The sequence below is a fragment of the Verrucosispora sp. WMMA2121 genome (assembly GCF_027460185.1).
Lineage (GTDB): Bacteria > Actinomycetota > Actinomycetes > Mycobacteriales > Micromonosporaceae > Micromonospora > Micromonospora palythoicola.
The window spans coordinates 1,889,278-1,902,988 of record NZ_JAPZBH010000006.1 but is presented as its reverse complement, the minus strand read 5'-3'; the positions used below and the strand labels follow the sequence as shown (position 1 = coordinate 1,902,988).

The following is a 13,711-nucleotide window of genomic DNA, read 5'->3' as shown; positions in this document are numbered from 1 at the left end:
GCATGGGTCGGGGCCCGGGTGAGCAGAATGGGCGTGGACCGACGGCGGACGCGTGCACGGTCGCACGGCGTTGCCGGGTCGGAGCCCGTCCGGCAGCGCTGCCGGACTTCATCCTCGCACCCGTCGCCGCCGGTCCGGGCGCTGGTCCCATCCTGAACCATGAGGCGTCCGCCACAGCCACCTGACCTGGCCTGCTGCCTGAGCGAGTCGGAAAAGGGCCCCTCCACCATCCGGCGGAGGGGCCCTGTCGCGGCAGATCAGACGTCGTGCGGGACGGCGTCCCAGCCGTCGACCTCGTGCGGCTTGCGGGTGCCGGGGCCGACGTAGCGGGCCGAGGGACGGACCAGCCGCTGGAGCTTCTTCTGCTCCAGGATGTGCGCACTCCAACCGCCCATCCGGGCACAGGTGAACATGGAGGTGAACATGTGCGCCGGTACCTCGGCGAAGTCGAGCACCACGGCGGACCAGAACTCGACGTTCGTGGCGAGCACCCGGTCCGGCCGGCGGGCCTGCAACTCGGCGAGGGCCGCCTTCTCCAGGGCCTCGGCGACCTCGAAGCGCGGGGCACCCAGCTCCCGGGCGGTGCGGCGGAGCACCCGGGCGCGTGGATCCTCGGCCCGGTAGACCCGGTGGCCGAAGCCCATCAGCCGTTCACCCCGGTCGAGCACCCCCTTGACGTAGCCCTCCGCGTCGCCGCTGCGCTCGACCGCCTCCAGCATGGTCAGCACCCGCGACGGCGCGCCGCCGTGCAACGGGCCGGAGAGCGCGCCGATGCCCGAGGAGATGCAGGCGGCGGCGTCGGCCCCGGTGGAGGCGACGATCCGGGCGGTGAAGGTGGAGGCGTTCAGGCCGTGCTCGGCGGCCGAGATGAAGTACGCGTCGACGGCCTTGACGTGTCGAGGGTCGGGCTCCCCGCGCCACCGCTTCATGAAGCGCTCGACGACCGTCTCCGCCTTGTCGATCTCCTTCTGCGGGACCGCGGGCAGGCCGAGGCCGCGAGCCGACTGGGCGACGAAGGAGAGTGCGGTGACCGAAACCCGGGCGAGGTCCTCGCGGGCCTGCTCGTCGGAGATGTCCAGCAGCTGCTGCAAACCCCAGTAGGGAGCGAGCATGGCGACGGCGGACTGCACGTCGACCCGGATGTCGCCGGAGTGCACCGGCACCGGGAACGGCTCGGCCGGCGGCAGGCCCGGGCCGAAGCGACCGTCGACGAGCAGCGCCCAGACGTTGCCGAAGGAGACCTGGCCGATCAGGTCCTCGATGTCGACCCCGCGATAGCGCAGCGCACCGCCCTCGCGGTCGGGCTCGGCGATCTCGGTTTCGAAGGCCACGACGCCCTCAAGTCCGGGTTTGAAATCGGCCATCTCACTACTCCTGGTGTGTGGTCGGTGCGCCCGCCCGGGCTCGGTGCCCCGGCCCCGGCCGGGTGAGCGCCTTAGGCGACCCTCAGGGATGTGTTCGTGACATCTTGCCTGCTGGGGGCCGGGTGCGCGAGACGCTGTCAATGTGCTGCTGGCGACATCCCGCTTGCCGGGCCCCATCCGGCATCGACAAGACTGGGCCGGACGGGCTGGTCGCCGGGTGCGTACCGGTCCCACGGGGGAGGAGCGGGAGCGTGATGGGGGACACACCGGTGCCGGCCGGGATGCGGCACGAGTACGCCGCCGAGTCCGGCCTGACGGAGAGCGGACTGGCCGCTGACTGGCACGCCCAGTTCGACAGGTGGTTCGCCGACGCGGTCGCCGCCGAACTGCCGGAGCCGAACGCCATGGTGTTCGGCACCGCCGACGCCGCCGGGCGGCCGAGCGCCCGGACGGTGCTGCTCAAGGGGTACGACCCGGCGGGTTTCGTGCTGTTCACCAACTACGGTTCCCGCAAGGGCGCCGAGGTGGCCGCCAACCCGTATGCCAGCCTGCTCTTTCCCTGGTTTCCGATGCAGCGGCAGGTGATCGTCGCCGGTCCGGTGGAACGACTCGACCGGGCCGAGACGGAGGCGTACTTCGCCAGCCGGCCGCGTGGTTCGCAGCTCGGCGCCTGGGCCAGCGCCCAGTCGTCGGTGCTGCCGGACCGGGCCGCTCTTGACGACGCGTACCTGGCGGCGGCGGAGCGCTTCGCCGAGGTGGACCCGATCCCCGCGCCGCCGCACTGGGGCGGGCTGCGGGTGCGCCCGGACTCGGTGGAGTTCTGGCAGGGCCGGGCCAGCCGGCTGCACGACCGGCTGCGGTTCCGGCGTACCGAGGCGGGCTGGGTCGTGGAGCGGCTGGCACCGTGACGGTCAGCAGCACCGACCGGCCGCGTGAGCAGCGCCGCTGGGCGATCGACCTACGCCCGCTGCGGGTGCCGGCGTACCGGCGGCTCTGGCTCGGCAACGCCATCGCGATGTTCGGTTTCCAGTTCACCGCCGTCGCGGTGCCGGTGGAGATGTACGCGCTGACCCAGGATTCCCTCTGGGTCGGTCTGCTCGGCATCGCCGCCTTCGTACCGCTGCTGGTCTTCGGGCTCTGGGGTGGCGCGGTCGCCGACGCCATCGACCGGCGGCGGGTGCTGTTGGGCGGCTCCGTCCTGCTCTGGGTGGCGGTGCTGGGGCTGCTGGCCCAGGCGCTGCTCGACATCGGCAGCCCGATCCTGCTGCTCGCTCTGGTGGCGCTGAGTTCGGTGGCGTTTGCGATCTCCGGGCCAGCCCGTGGTGCGCTGGTGGCCCGGCTGGTGCCGGCCGAACTGGTGCCGGCGGCCACCACGTTGAACTTCACCACCGCGATGGCGACCGCGGTCCTCGGACCGCTGGCCGCCGGCCTGATCCTGGCGATCTGGGATCTCGGGGTGGCGCTGCCGGTCGCGTACGCGGTGGACGCGACGCTGCTCGCCGCCCTGGTCTGGGCGGCTCTGCGGCTGCCGGCCATGCCGCCGGAACCCGACCCGGACGGCGGGCCCCGGCAGGCGGGGCTGCGCAGCATCGTCGACGGCGTCCGGTACCTGGCCGCCAGTCCGGTGCTGCTGCTCTCCTTCGCCATCGACCTGATCGCGATGGTGTTCGCCTTCCCTCGGGCGCTGTTTCCCGAGGTGGCGACCGAACGGTTCGGTGGTGGCGCGGCGGTGGGCTGGCTCTACAGCTCCATCGCGATCGGCTCGCTGCTCGCCGGCCTGGTGTCGGGTTGGATCGGCCAGGTCCGCCGGCAGGGTCTGGTGCTGGTGCTGGCCGTGGTCGGCTGGGGCGTCGCGGTGGCGTTGGCCGGACTGGCCGGTCAACTCTGGCTGGTGGTCGTGCTGTTGATCCTGGCTGGCGCCGCCGACCTGGTCAGCTCGGTGGTACGGCAGTCGATGCTGCTGGTCTACGCGCCGGACCGGATGCGCGGCCGACTCCAGGGCGTCAACACCGTGGTGGTGGCCGGTGGTCCGCGCCTGGGTGACCTGCGGGCCGGTGCGATGGCGGCCGGGTTCGGCGGTGGGGTGGCCTGGGTCGGCGGCGGGGTCACGGCGGCGGTGCTCGCGGTGCTGCTCGCCGTGGCATTCCCGGCGCTGACCCGCTACCGGCCGCCGACCGGGGACGGCGGGCACGAGCCCGACGCCGGCCGCCGACCGCGGCGAGCGGACAACGGCGCCGGCGGCTAGGGTCTGGCGACATGGACAGCCGCGATCCGCTTCCCCTGTCGGGAGCCCAGTGGAGCATCTCGGCCGCCGGTCACGAGGCGGTCATCGTCGAGGTGGGCGGCGGGCTCCGCGCCTACCGCCAGGACGGGGTCGAGCACCTCGACGGGTACGCCACCGACGAGGTGTGCCCGGGCTCGGCGGGGCAGGTGCTCGCACCCTGGCCGAACCGGATCCGCGACGGCGTCTACACCTTCGGCGGGCAGTCCCGGCAGCTGAACCTGACCGAGCCGGAGCGGCACAACGCCATCCACGGCCTGGTGAACTGGGCGTCGTGGCACCTGATCGAGCAGAAACCCGACGAGGTCACGGTCGGCTACGACCTGCTGCCGCAGCCCGGGTATCCGTGGCCGCTGCGGCTGCGTACCAGGTGGAGCGTGGGCGCCGACGGGCTGCGCGCCGAGCACGAGGTCACGAACGTCGGCACCGAGGCGGTGCCCTTCGGTTTCTCGGTGCACCCCTACCTGCGACTGCCGGGGGTGTCCGTGGAGGACATCGCCCTGCGCGTACCCGGTCGGACCCGGCTGCTGCTGGACGGTCGGCTGCTGCCGGTCGGCGCGGCCGTGGTGGCCGGCACCGAGTACGACTACACCGAGCCGCGGCGCATCGGTGACGCGGTCCTGGACCTCGCCTTCGGGCAGGTGAACCGGGACGACGACGGTGGCTCCTCGGTGACGCTGACCGGGCCGGACCCCGAGGTCGGGCTGCGGATCTGGGCCGACGACCAGTTCGGCTGGTGGCAGGTCTTCACCGGTGACACCCTGACCGGCGAGCGGTTCCGCCGGTCAGTGGCGGTGGAGCCGATGACCTGCCCGCCGGACGCGTTCCGGTCGGGCCGGGATCTCATCACCCTGGCACCGGGCGACACCTGGCGCGGCAGCTGGGGCATCCGGCCCGGCGTCTGACGTCCGGTCGTCGACCGGGCGGGCAAGTGAGGAGTGCGGCGTGGAGTTCGCGGAGGTGGTCCGGCGACGCCGGATGGTGCGCAACTACGACCCGGACCGGCCGGTCCCGCCGGAGGTGCTGGAACGGCTGCTGGAGCACGCGGTGCGCGCCCCGTCGGCCGGGTTCTCGCAGGGCTGGGGCTTCCTGGTGCTGGAGTCGCCGGAGGACCGGGAGCGGTTCTGGACGGCCAGCACCCCGGAGGGCGGTGGGATGCAGCGCTGGCTGACCGGGATGCGCCGGGCCCCGCTGATCGTGGTGCCGCACGCCAACCGCTCGGTCTACCTGGAGCGGTACGCGGAACCCGACAAGGGCTGGGCGGACCGGTCGACTGATCGTTGGCCGGTGCCCTACTGGTTCGTCGACACCGGCTTCGCCGCACTGCTGATGATGCTCACCGCCGTGGACGAGGGGCTGGGTTCCTGTTTCTTCGGCATCCCACCGCAGCGACTGGAGTCCTACCGGGAGGCGTTCGGTGTGCCGGAGGCGTACCACCCGATCGGTGCCCTCACTGTCGGTTATCGGGCGGCCGACCACCGGTCACCGTCGCTGCGTCGGGGACGCCGTCCGGTGGACGAGGTCGTCCGACGGGGGCGGTGGAGCTGACCCGAAGCGGTGGTTTCGTCCGGTTGAGAACCGGACGACCGGTCGCGAAACTGGCATCAGGGAACAGAACGTGGGGTGCGGGGTCCGGCTACGCTGGCACGGTCATCGGCGCCGCAGGTCGCGGCGCCGTACCGCGACCCGGCCCGGTGTCGCGGTACCGGCCCGGCCGGGGGAGGGGAGCGTCCGTCGTGATCTTCAGAGCGGTCCGGGACGGGCGTCCCTATCCGGAACACAACCTGACCCTCAAGCAGTGGGCGGAGATTCCGCCCCGCCCACTGCGCCTGGACCAGCTCATCACCACCAAGCGCGAGCTGGCGTTGGACAAGCTCCTCGCCGAGGACTCCACCTTCTACGGTGACCTGTTTCCGCACGTCGTGCAGTGGAACGGCGGTCTCTACCTGGAGGACGGCCTGCACCGGGCACTGCGTGCCGCGCTGCAGCAGCGCAACCAGATCCACGCCCGGGTGTTCGTGCTCGCCGAGGCGGTCGAGTGACCCCCGTCGACCTGCTCGACCTGGATGGGTCGCTGACCGAGGAGGAGCGACAGATCCGCGCCGTCGTGCGCCGGGTGGTCGACGATCTGGTCCGTCCGCACGTCGCCGGCTGGTACGAGGCCGGCCAGGTGCCGGCCCGCGAACTGGCCCGCGAGTTCGGCAAGCTCGGCCTGCTCGGCATGCACCTGACCGGGTACGGCTGCGCCGGCTCGACGGCCGTCGCGTACGGGTTGGCCTGTCTGGAACTGGAGGCCGGTGACTCGGGTGTCCGGTCGCTGGTCTCGGTGCAGGGTTCGCTGGCCATGTACGCGATCTGGCGCTACGGCAGCGAGGAGCAGAAGCAGCGCTGGCTGCCGGCGATGGCGGCCGGCGAGGCGATTGGCTCGTTCGGGCTGACCGAGCCCGATCACGGCTCCGACCCGGCCTCGATGGCCACCCGGGCACGCCGCGACGGCGACGACTGGGTGCTCGACGGCAGCAAGATGTGGATCACCAACGCGCCGATCGCCGACGTGGCGGTGATCTGGGCACGCACCGATGCCGGCGTGCGGGGTTTCGTCGTACCGATGGACACCCCGGGAGTGACGGCGCGGGAGATCACCCGGAAGATGTCGCTGCGCGCCTCGTCGACCGGGGAGATCTCCCTCGATGGCGTGCGGCTGCCGGCGGACGCGCGGTTACCCGACGCGACCGGACTGAAAGCGCCGCTGAGCTGCCTCACGGAGGCCCGGCACGGCATCGTGTGGGGCGCGCTCGGCGCGGCCCGCGACTGCCTGGAGACCGCCCTGACGTACGCGACGACCCGTACCCAGTTCGGTCGGCCGCTGGCCGGTTTCCAGCTGACCCAGGCGAAGCTCGCCGACATGGCGGTCGAGTGGAACAAGGGCTACCTGCTGGCGCTTCAGCTCGGCCGGCTGGCCGACGGCGGAAAACTGCGCCCGGAGCAGGTGAGCGTCGGCAAGCTGAACAACGTACGGGAGGCGCTGGCGATCGCCCGGCAGTGCCGGACCATTCTCGGCGCCAACGGGGTCTCCGGGGACTATCCGGTGCTGCGGCACGCCAACAACCTGGAGAGCGTGCTGACCTACGAGGGCACCTCGGAGATCCATCAGCTGGTCATCGGGCAGCGGCTCACCGGCGTGTCGGCGTTCGCCTGAACCTGGCCCGGTTCATCTGACGGGCTCGGCGAGCGGCTGTCGTAGGTTGGGCTTACCGTCATCACCAGAGACGGCGTCTGACGAGGACGGTGAGGGCGATGGCACGCGACGGCGACATCAACGAGCCCACCAGCAGGTTTACCGACCACCGGTCGGGCGATGTGCTCACGGACGACGCGGACACACCACCGCCGGCTCCCCGCTCGGGCGGCGGAGCGGTCCGCGCCCTGCTCTGGGTGCTCGGCGCCGCGGCGCTCGCGGTGGTGGTGCTGCTCGGCGTGCAGACCACCGGGATCCTGCCCGAGTTCCGCAACCCGTTCGCCAAGGAGCAGACCGACCGCACCCAGCCCGCGCTGCTGGAGTCGATGCAGGACCTCAGCCGCTACGTGGCCGCCGAGGGCAACTTCCAGGTCGTGGTCGACCTGCAGAACGACCGGCGTAACGTGCCGGACTGGCTGCTCAACCAGCGGACCTTGTTCGTCGGGTCGGGCAGCGTCGAGGCGTACGTCGACTTCACCACCCTCACCGAGGGGGCGATCGTGCAGTCGGCCGACGGCAAGTCGGTCGAGATCAAGCTGCCGGCACCGCAACTCGCCGAGACCAACCTCGATCTGGAGAAGAGCTACGTCTTCGCGGAGGAGCGCGGCCTGCTCAACCGCGTCGGTGACCTGATCGGCGGTGACCCGAACCGGCAGCAGGAGGTCTACCGGCTGGCCGAGGACCGGATCACCGCGGCGGCCCGGGACAGCGGCCTGAACGCCCGCGCCGAGGAGAACACCCGCAAGATGCTGGAGGGGCTGCTCCGCTCGCTCGGCTTCGAACAGGTCACCGTCACCTACATCGCCCCCTGACCACCCCCACCCCGCCGTGCGCCGCCAGGCGGCAGCAACTTCATGGTTGTTGTCGCCTGCCGCGCGCCGGATACAGCAACAACCCTGAAGTTGCGCTCTCGATGACGGCGCGACGGCACGGGGGTGGGGTGTGGGTGGGCGGGGGTGTGTGGGTGGGGGTCAGTGGCTGGTGGCCAGGTGGCGGTCCTCGTTGGGCATGATGATCCAGAGCGCCAGGTAGACGATCACCTGGGTGCCCGGCAGCAGTAGCGACAGCAGGAACAGCAGCCTGATCATCCCGGCCGAGGTGCCGAACCGGCGGGCCAGGCCGGCGCAGACGCCAGCGAGCATGCGCCCCTGGCGGGGCCGGACGAGTTTGCGGCTCATTTCTTGTCACTTCCCCTCTGCGGCGTTCCGCCGCTGCTGAAGTCAACGCTAGGGACGGATGGCCGCCCTGCCCTCGGTCGGGAGGAGGAAGGCCACCCCGCTGACCCGTAGGTGCTTACCCGCGTGGGATCCACGCGACGCCTCCCGTCGGGATCAGGGGTGGCTGCGACGCCGAGGGTGGAGCAGATTCACTCCGGCGGACGCTGTCGCGTCGAACCGTCCGCGTCGTCACGGGGGGTGATTCGTCTGCGCCGTCAGCTCGACAGCGCGCAGGTCGGTCATGGTCGCGGACCGGGTAGTAGGCTCGCTGGTCGGGCGCCCCCACCCGGGCGTCTCCAGGGCCGGACCGCACCGGAGACCGGCCACGACCGGGTCGGCTCCCGCAGCACGGGGCCGACCACGACCGGCCGCTGACCGGTAACCCCGGCGACGGCGAGAAGGCACAGTAATGATCAGCGTGTTCGACCTGTTCAGTGTGGGTATCGGGCCGTCCAGCTCGCACACGGTGGGGCCGATGCGGGCGGCGCGTACCTTCGTCGCCGGACTCAAGGCCGACGGTCTGCTCACCGACACCGCCCGGGTACGGGCCGAGTTGTTCGGTTCCCTCGGCGCCACCGGGCACGGGCACGGCAGCGACCGGGCGGTGCTGCTCGGCCTGGCTGGCGAGGCGCCCGAGACGGTCGACACGGACAGCGTCGAGGGGCGGGTCGGCCGGATCCGGGCGGAGCACCGGCTGCCCCTGCTGGGTACGCACGAGATCGACTTTGACCCGGAACGGGACCTGACGCTGCACCGTCGCCGGTCGTTGCCGTACCACCCGAACGGGATGATCTTCTCGGCGTACGACGCGGGCGGCGCCGAGGTGCGGACGCGTACCTACTACTCGGTGGGTGGCGGGTTCGTGGTGGACGAGGCGGCGGCCGGGGCGGACCGGATCAAGCCGGACAGCACGCCGGTCCGGTACCCGTTCCTCACCGGCGCGGAGCTGCTCGACGTGACCGCCGCGACCGGGCTGTCCATCAGCGAGATCATGCTCGCCAACGAGTTGTCCCGGCGGGCCGAGGCGGACGTCCGGGCCGGGTTGCTGGACATCTGGCGGGTGATGCGGGAGTGCGTCGAGCGCGGCTGCACCCGGGACGGCACCCTGCCCGGTGGCCTGAAGGTGCGCCGCCGCGCCGCCGAACTCCGGCGCAGCCTGGAGGCCGACGCCACCGCCCCGACCGCCGAGGCGCCCGCCGCCGCGCCGCTGACCGGTGGGGTGCTCGCCGGCCCGGTAGCCGGCGCCGGTGCGGACCCGTTGCACGTGATGGACTGGGTGACGCTGTTCGCGTTGGCGGTCAACGAGGAGAACGCGGCCGGTGGTCGGGTGGTGACCGCGCCGACCAACGGGGCGGCCGGGATCATCCCGGCGGTGCTGCACTACTACACGCGGTTCGCGCCGGGTGCCTCCGACGAGGGGGTGGTGCGGTTCCTGCTGGCGGCCGGTGCCATCGGGGTGCTGTTCAAGGAGAACGCGTCGATCTCCGGCGCGGAGGTGGGTTGCCAGGGCGAGGTCGGTTCGGCCTGCTCGATGGCCGCCGCCGGCCTGGCCGAGGCGCTCGGCGGCACGCCGGCCCAGGTGGAGAACGCCGCCGAGATCGGCATGGAGCACAACCTGGGCCTGACCTGCGACCCGGTCGGTGGCCTGGTGCAGATCCCGTGCATCGAGCGCAACGCGGTGGCTAGCATCAAGGCGATCACCGCCGCCCGGCTCGCGCTGCGCGGGGACGGCGTGCACGCCGTCTCACTCGACAAGGTCATCAAGACCATGCGGGAGACCGGTGCCGACATGAAAATCAAGTACAAGGAGACGGCGCGCGGTGGCCTGGCCGTCAACGTGATCGAGTGCTGAGTGCTCGTCGGGCGGCGTTCACCGGCTGCTAACCTGTCGTCCGTTCAGCAGGCGGGAGGCGGCGGTGACCTCTGGCGTCGGGGCGTTGTGGTCGCACCGCGGCTCGCTGCGCATCCTGGTCCGGCGCGACCTCGCGGTGAAGTACCAGCAGTCGGTGCTGGGCTACCTCTGGTCGTTGATCGAGCCGCTGGGCATGGGCGCGATCTACTGGTTCGTCTTCGGCGTGCTCTACTCCCGCGACACCAACCGGCATCTCGGCGAGGCCGCCGGGTCGTACCCGCTGTTCCTGATCACCGGGATCTTCGCCTGGATGTGGACCAGCTCGGCGTTGAGTGAGGCCACCCACGCGCTCACCGGCCAGGCCCGGCTGATCACCACGATGAACGTGCCGCGGCAGGTCTTCCCGATCGGCCGGGTGGTCGGCCGCTTCGCAGAGTACGCCGCCGGCCTGCCGATCCTCGTCGCCATCGCGATCTGGTACGCGGTACAGGGCCGGATCGAACCGGGCTGGTCGCTGCTCGCCCTGCCGCTCGCGGTGCTGGTGCAGGCGATCCTGCTGATCGGGCTGGCGTTGCTGCTGTCCGCGTTCAACGTGCTGATGCGCGACGTGGAGCGGTTCATGCGCCTGGTCATCCGGGTGCTCTTCTACGCCACGCCGATCATCTACCCGCTGAGCCTGGTCCGCGACTCCGGCTTGCCGGGCTGGCTCCGGGTGAGCTACGAACTCAACCCTCTGGTCGGCATCTTCCAGCTGCACCACGCGGTGTGGTACCCGGACGAGTTCCCGGGTGCCCGGTTGCTCGCCACCACCATCGGCACCAGCCTGCTGCTGCTCGTGGCCGGCTGGTGGGCGTTCCGCCGGCTCGAACCCGCTGTGCTCAAGGAACTCTGATGGGTGAGCCGATCATCGAGGCGGAGGGCCTCGGCATCCGGTTCGTCCGCAACCGCCGCCGGCAGCTGCGACTGCGGGAGCTGTTCATCCACCGGGGTACGCGGGGTGCCTCCGACGGCCGGTTCTGGCCGCTGCGCGACGTCTCCTTCTCAATCACGCCGGGGGAGACCGTCGGGGTGATCGGCCGCAACGGCACCGGCAAGAGCACCCTGCTCCGGCTGATCGCCGGGGTGCTGATCCCCGACGAGGGACGGATCCGGGTCTCGGGCGACGTCGCGCCGTTGCTGGAACTCTCCGCCGGTTTCTCCAACGACCTGACCGGGCGGGAGAACCTGTACCTGGTCGGCGGCCTGCACGGGCTGTCGTCGGGCTACCTGAAACGGCACTTCGACGAGATCGTCTCATTCGCCGGTGAGCAGGTGGAACGCGCCATCGACACCTCGGTGCGGCACTACTCGTCCGGGATGAAGGTGCGGCTCGGTTTCGCGATCATCTCGCACCTGCCGCACCCGATCCTGCTGATGGACGAGGTGACGGCGGTCGGCGACGCCGAGTTCCGCAAGAAGTGCTACACGACCATCGACCGTCTGCTCGGGGAGGGGCGCACTCTGGTGCTGGTGTCACACAACGAAAAGGATCTGACCCGGTTCTGCCGTCGGGGGCTCTTCCTCGACGCGGGCCGGCTGAGCGTCGACGGCACGATCGCCGAGGCGCTGGCCGCGTACCACGACGCGGTTCCCCGGTGACCCTCGCGATCGTGCTCGCCGCCGCATCACCGGCCGCGAGCCTGCCGACCGGTACCGGCGAGACGATTGGTGACCGGCTGGCCAGCCAGTGGCGCCGGGCCGGCGCGAGCGAGGTACGGGTGGTCGCGGACCTCGACGAGCTGGCCGATCTGGCGGGCTCGGCCGACGGCCCGGTGGTGGTCAGCGGGGCCGACCTGGTCGCGCACACGGCCGTCCTGCGGCACCTGCTGACCAGCCCGGTCGGGCCGACCGTGGCGCTGGTGCTCACCGATCCGCCCACCGAGGGTCGGACGGTGCTGCGCGAGGAGCGCGGTCAGGTGGTCGAGGCGGGCCGCGCCGAGCAGTTGGTGGGAGGCGCGGCCACCGGCACGTTCGGCGGCGCGGTCCGGGTGGGCCGGGAGGACGTGCCCGCGCTGGTGGCCGCCGCCCGTGCGGTTGCCGCCGGTCGGCTACCGGCCGGAGCCGTCCCAGTCGACCTGTTCGAACCGGCCCGGCCGGTCGACCGGCCGGACGCGCCGGCCGGGCCCGCCGTGGACCGGCTCTTCGCCGCCCTCACCGGGCAGGGTGCGCTGGTCTTCGCGCACCGGGTACGCCTGCTCGTCGCGCACCGGGTCGACGAGGCCGCCGGCCTGAGCCGGGCGGAGGCGGCGGTGGCCGCCGTCGACGAGGACCGGGCCGAGCTGCGGCTGTCGGTGAAGGAGAAGGACGACTTCTTCACCACCTACTTCGTCAGCACCTGGTCGCCGTACGTCACGAAGGTCTGTGCCCGGTTGGGGTTGAGCCCGACGGCGGTGACCATGGTGTCGGTGGCCTTCGCGGTGGCCGCGGCGGCGCTCTTCGCCGCCGGTGGCCGGCCGCTGCTGGTGGTCGGCGCGGTGCTGCTCTACCTCGGGTTCGTGCTGGACTGCGTGGACGGTCAGCTGGCGCGGTACACCCGCAACTTCAGCGCCTGGGGCGGCTGGCTGGACACCATGGCCGACCGGGCGAAGGAGTACCTCGTCTACGCCGGGCTCGGCCTCGGCGCGACCCAGGCCGGGTTCCGGTACGGCTGGGCCCTCGCGATCGCCGCGATGACCATGCAGACCGTGCGGCACCTGACCGACGCGTGGTACGGCGTGCTGCACGACGAGGCGGCGCGCCGGCCGAAGAGCGTCGGTGGCGGTGGCGGTGGCATCGGCGACCGGCTGAACGCGGCGTCGACCCGGGTGCAGGCGGACACCGGCTCGTTGTCGTACTGGCTCAAGCGCACGGTGGTCTTCCCGATCGGGGAGCGGTGGGCGTTGATCTCGCTGGCGGTGGCGCTCTTCGACCAGCGGATCGCGCTGTTGGCGGTGCTGACCTGGGGCGCGCTGGCGTTCGCGTACACCGGTGGGCTGCGTACGCTGCGGGCCCGCTGGATGTGGGTGCCGGTGCTGGACACGCTGGACGCGACCCTGCACCGCGACGACGGTCCGCTGGCCGCCCGGCTACCGGTGCTGCGGCGGCCGGGGCCGCTGGCGCTCGCGGTGGTGGCGGCGCTCGGCGCGGCGATCCTGCTCCTGCTCGGGCTGGTGCTCCGCCTGCCGGCGCCGGCCGTGGACCTGTTCGGGGCCGGCGACGCGGCCGGGGAGATCGATTCGGCGGACTGGTGGCGGTGGACGGCCCTGCCGGCGGTGTCGTCGGTCGCGGTGCCGGTGGCGCTGGTGGTGCTGCTGGTCGGCGCGGCCGGGGCGCGGGCGGCACACAACGGGCCGCTGGACTGGCTGGTGCCGGCGGCGCTGCGGGCGGCCGAGTTCCTGTTCGCCATCGCGGTCGGGCTGATCGGCGGAGCACCCCTCTGGCTGATCTTCGGGTACCTCTTCGTGCTCACCCTGCACCACTACGATCTGGTCGCCCGGCTGGAGAAACGGCAACCGGCGCCGCCGCTGCACGCGGCCACCCTGGGCTGGGAGGGGCGATCGGTGGTGCTGGCAGTGGCGACGATCGCCGGAATCGTGAGTATTGGTCTGACTACACTCGGTTCTTACCTTCTGGTGCTCTTCGTGGCGAGCGTGGTGCTGGCCTGGTTCGTCCGGCCGGCCCGGGCCACGCGGGTGCCGGCGGGTGCCGGAGGTCGCGCGACGCACTGAGGAGGGGCCGGGA

Annotated in this window: 12 protein-coding genes and 1 pseudogene; 11 read left to right on the top strand and 2 right to left on the bottom strand. The window is 72.0% G+C overall.

From position 1 onward, the window contains the following. Nucleotides 1-257 precede the first annotated feature (257 nt). A complete protein-coding gene (locus O7605_RS17525) occupies nucleotides 258-1,364 on the bottom strand; it encodes a citrate synthase 2 (protein ID WP_093404137.1) in 1,107 nt (368 codons plus the stop codon). Nucleotides 1,365-1,618: 254 nt separating this feature from the next. Here O7605_RS17525 and pdxH point away from each other — a divergent pair, with 254 nt between their 5' ends. From pdxH to O7605_RS17490, 7 genes are all read left to right on the top strand, one after another. Further along, nucleotides 1,619-2,272: a pyridoxamine 5'-phosphate oxidase gene (gene pdxH, locus O7605_RS17520; protein WP_269740175.1), complete on the top strand. Its 654-nt coding sequence runs from the start codon at nucleotides 1,619-1,621 to the stop codon at nucleotides 2,270-2,272. Then, complete coding sequence (locus O7605_RS17515; protein WP_269740174.1) at nucleotides 2,269-3,609, top strand: MFS transporter; 1,341 nt, start codon at nucleotides 2,269-2,271, stop codon at nucleotides 3,607-3,609. Before pdxH ends, O7605_RS17515 begins: the two co-directional genes overlap by 4 nt. Nucleotides 3,610-3,620: 11 nt before the next feature. Next, nucleotides 3,621-4,550, top strand: a complete 930-nt coding sequence (locus O7605_RS17510; protein ID WP_269740173.1) for an aldose 1-epimerase family protein — start codon at nucleotides 3,621-3,623, stop codon at nucleotides 4,548-4,550. Nucleotides 4,551-4,590: 40 nt separating this feature from the next. Further along, on the top strand, nucleotides 4,591-5,193 hold the full coding sequence (locus O7605_RS17505; protein ID WP_269740172.1) for a nitroreductase family protein: 603 nt from the start codon (nucleotides 4,591-4,593) through the stop codon (nucleotides 5,191-5,193). Nucleotides 5,194-5,381: 188 nt separating this feature from the next. Next, a complete protein-coding gene (locus O7605_RS17500) occupies nucleotides 5,382-5,687 on the top strand; it encodes a type II toxin-antitoxin system VapB family antitoxin (RefSeq protein ID WP_093404142.1) in 306 nt (101 codons plus the stop codon). Next, a complete protein-coding gene (locus tag O7605_RS17495; RefSeq protein ID WP_269740171.1) occupies nucleotides 5,684-6,844 on the top strand; it encodes an acyl-CoA dehydrogenase family protein in 1,161 nt (386 codons plus the stop codon). Before O7605_RS17500 ends, O7605_RS17495 begins: the two co-directional genes overlap by 4 nt. Before the next feature lie 98 nt (nucleotides 6,845-6,942). Further along, complete coding sequence (locus tag O7605_RS17490) at nucleotides 6,943-7,695, top strand: DUF4230 domain-containing protein (RefSeq protein WP_269740170.1); 753 nt, start codon at nucleotides 6,943-6,945, stop codon at nucleotides 7,693-7,695. 159 nt (nucleotides 7,696-7,854) lie between these two features. Here O7605_RS17490 and O7605_RS17485 read toward each other — a convergent pair whose 3' ends face one another. Then, on the bottom strand, nucleotides 7,855-8,061 hold the full coding sequence (locus tag O7605_RS17485; protein ID WP_164446398.1) for a PspC domain-containing protein: 207 nt from the start codon (nucleotides 8,059-8,061) through the stop codon (nucleotides 7,855-7,857). Nucleotides 8,062-8,509: 448 nt separating this feature from the next. Between O7605_RS17485 and O7605_RS17480 the strand changes: the two genes are divergently transcribed. From O7605_RS17480 to O7605_RS17465, 4 genes and pseudogenes are all read left to right on the top strand, one after another. Beyond that, nucleotides 8,510-9,952 (top strand): L-serine ammonia-lyase, encoded by a 1,443-nt coding sequence (locus tag O7605_RS17480; protein ID WP_269740169.1) that lies wholly within the window; start codon nucleotides 8,510-8,512, stop codon nucleotides 9,950-9,952. Nucleotides 9,953-10,016: 64 nt separating this feature from the next. Next, complete coding sequence (locus O7605_RS17475) at nucleotides 10,017-10,844, top strand: ABC transporter permease (RefSeq protein ID WP_269740168.1); 828 nt, start codon at nucleotides 10,017-10,019, stop codon at nucleotides 10,842-10,844. A gap of 140 nt (nucleotides 10,845-10,984) precedes the next feature. Further along, a pseudogene (locus O7605_RS17470) lies at nucleotides 10,985-11,590 on the top strand (ABC transporter ATP-binding protein); the annotation flags it as partial. Next, nucleotides 11,587-13,698, top strand: a complete 2,112-nt coding sequence (locus O7605_RS17465) for a DUF5941 domain-containing protein (RefSeq protein WP_443083938.1) — start codon at nucleotides 11,587-11,589, stop codon at nucleotides 13,696-13,698. The pseudogene O7605_RS17470 and the gene O7605_RS17465, both read left to right, overlap by 4 nt. Nucleotides 13,699-13,711: the final 13 nt, after the last annotated feature.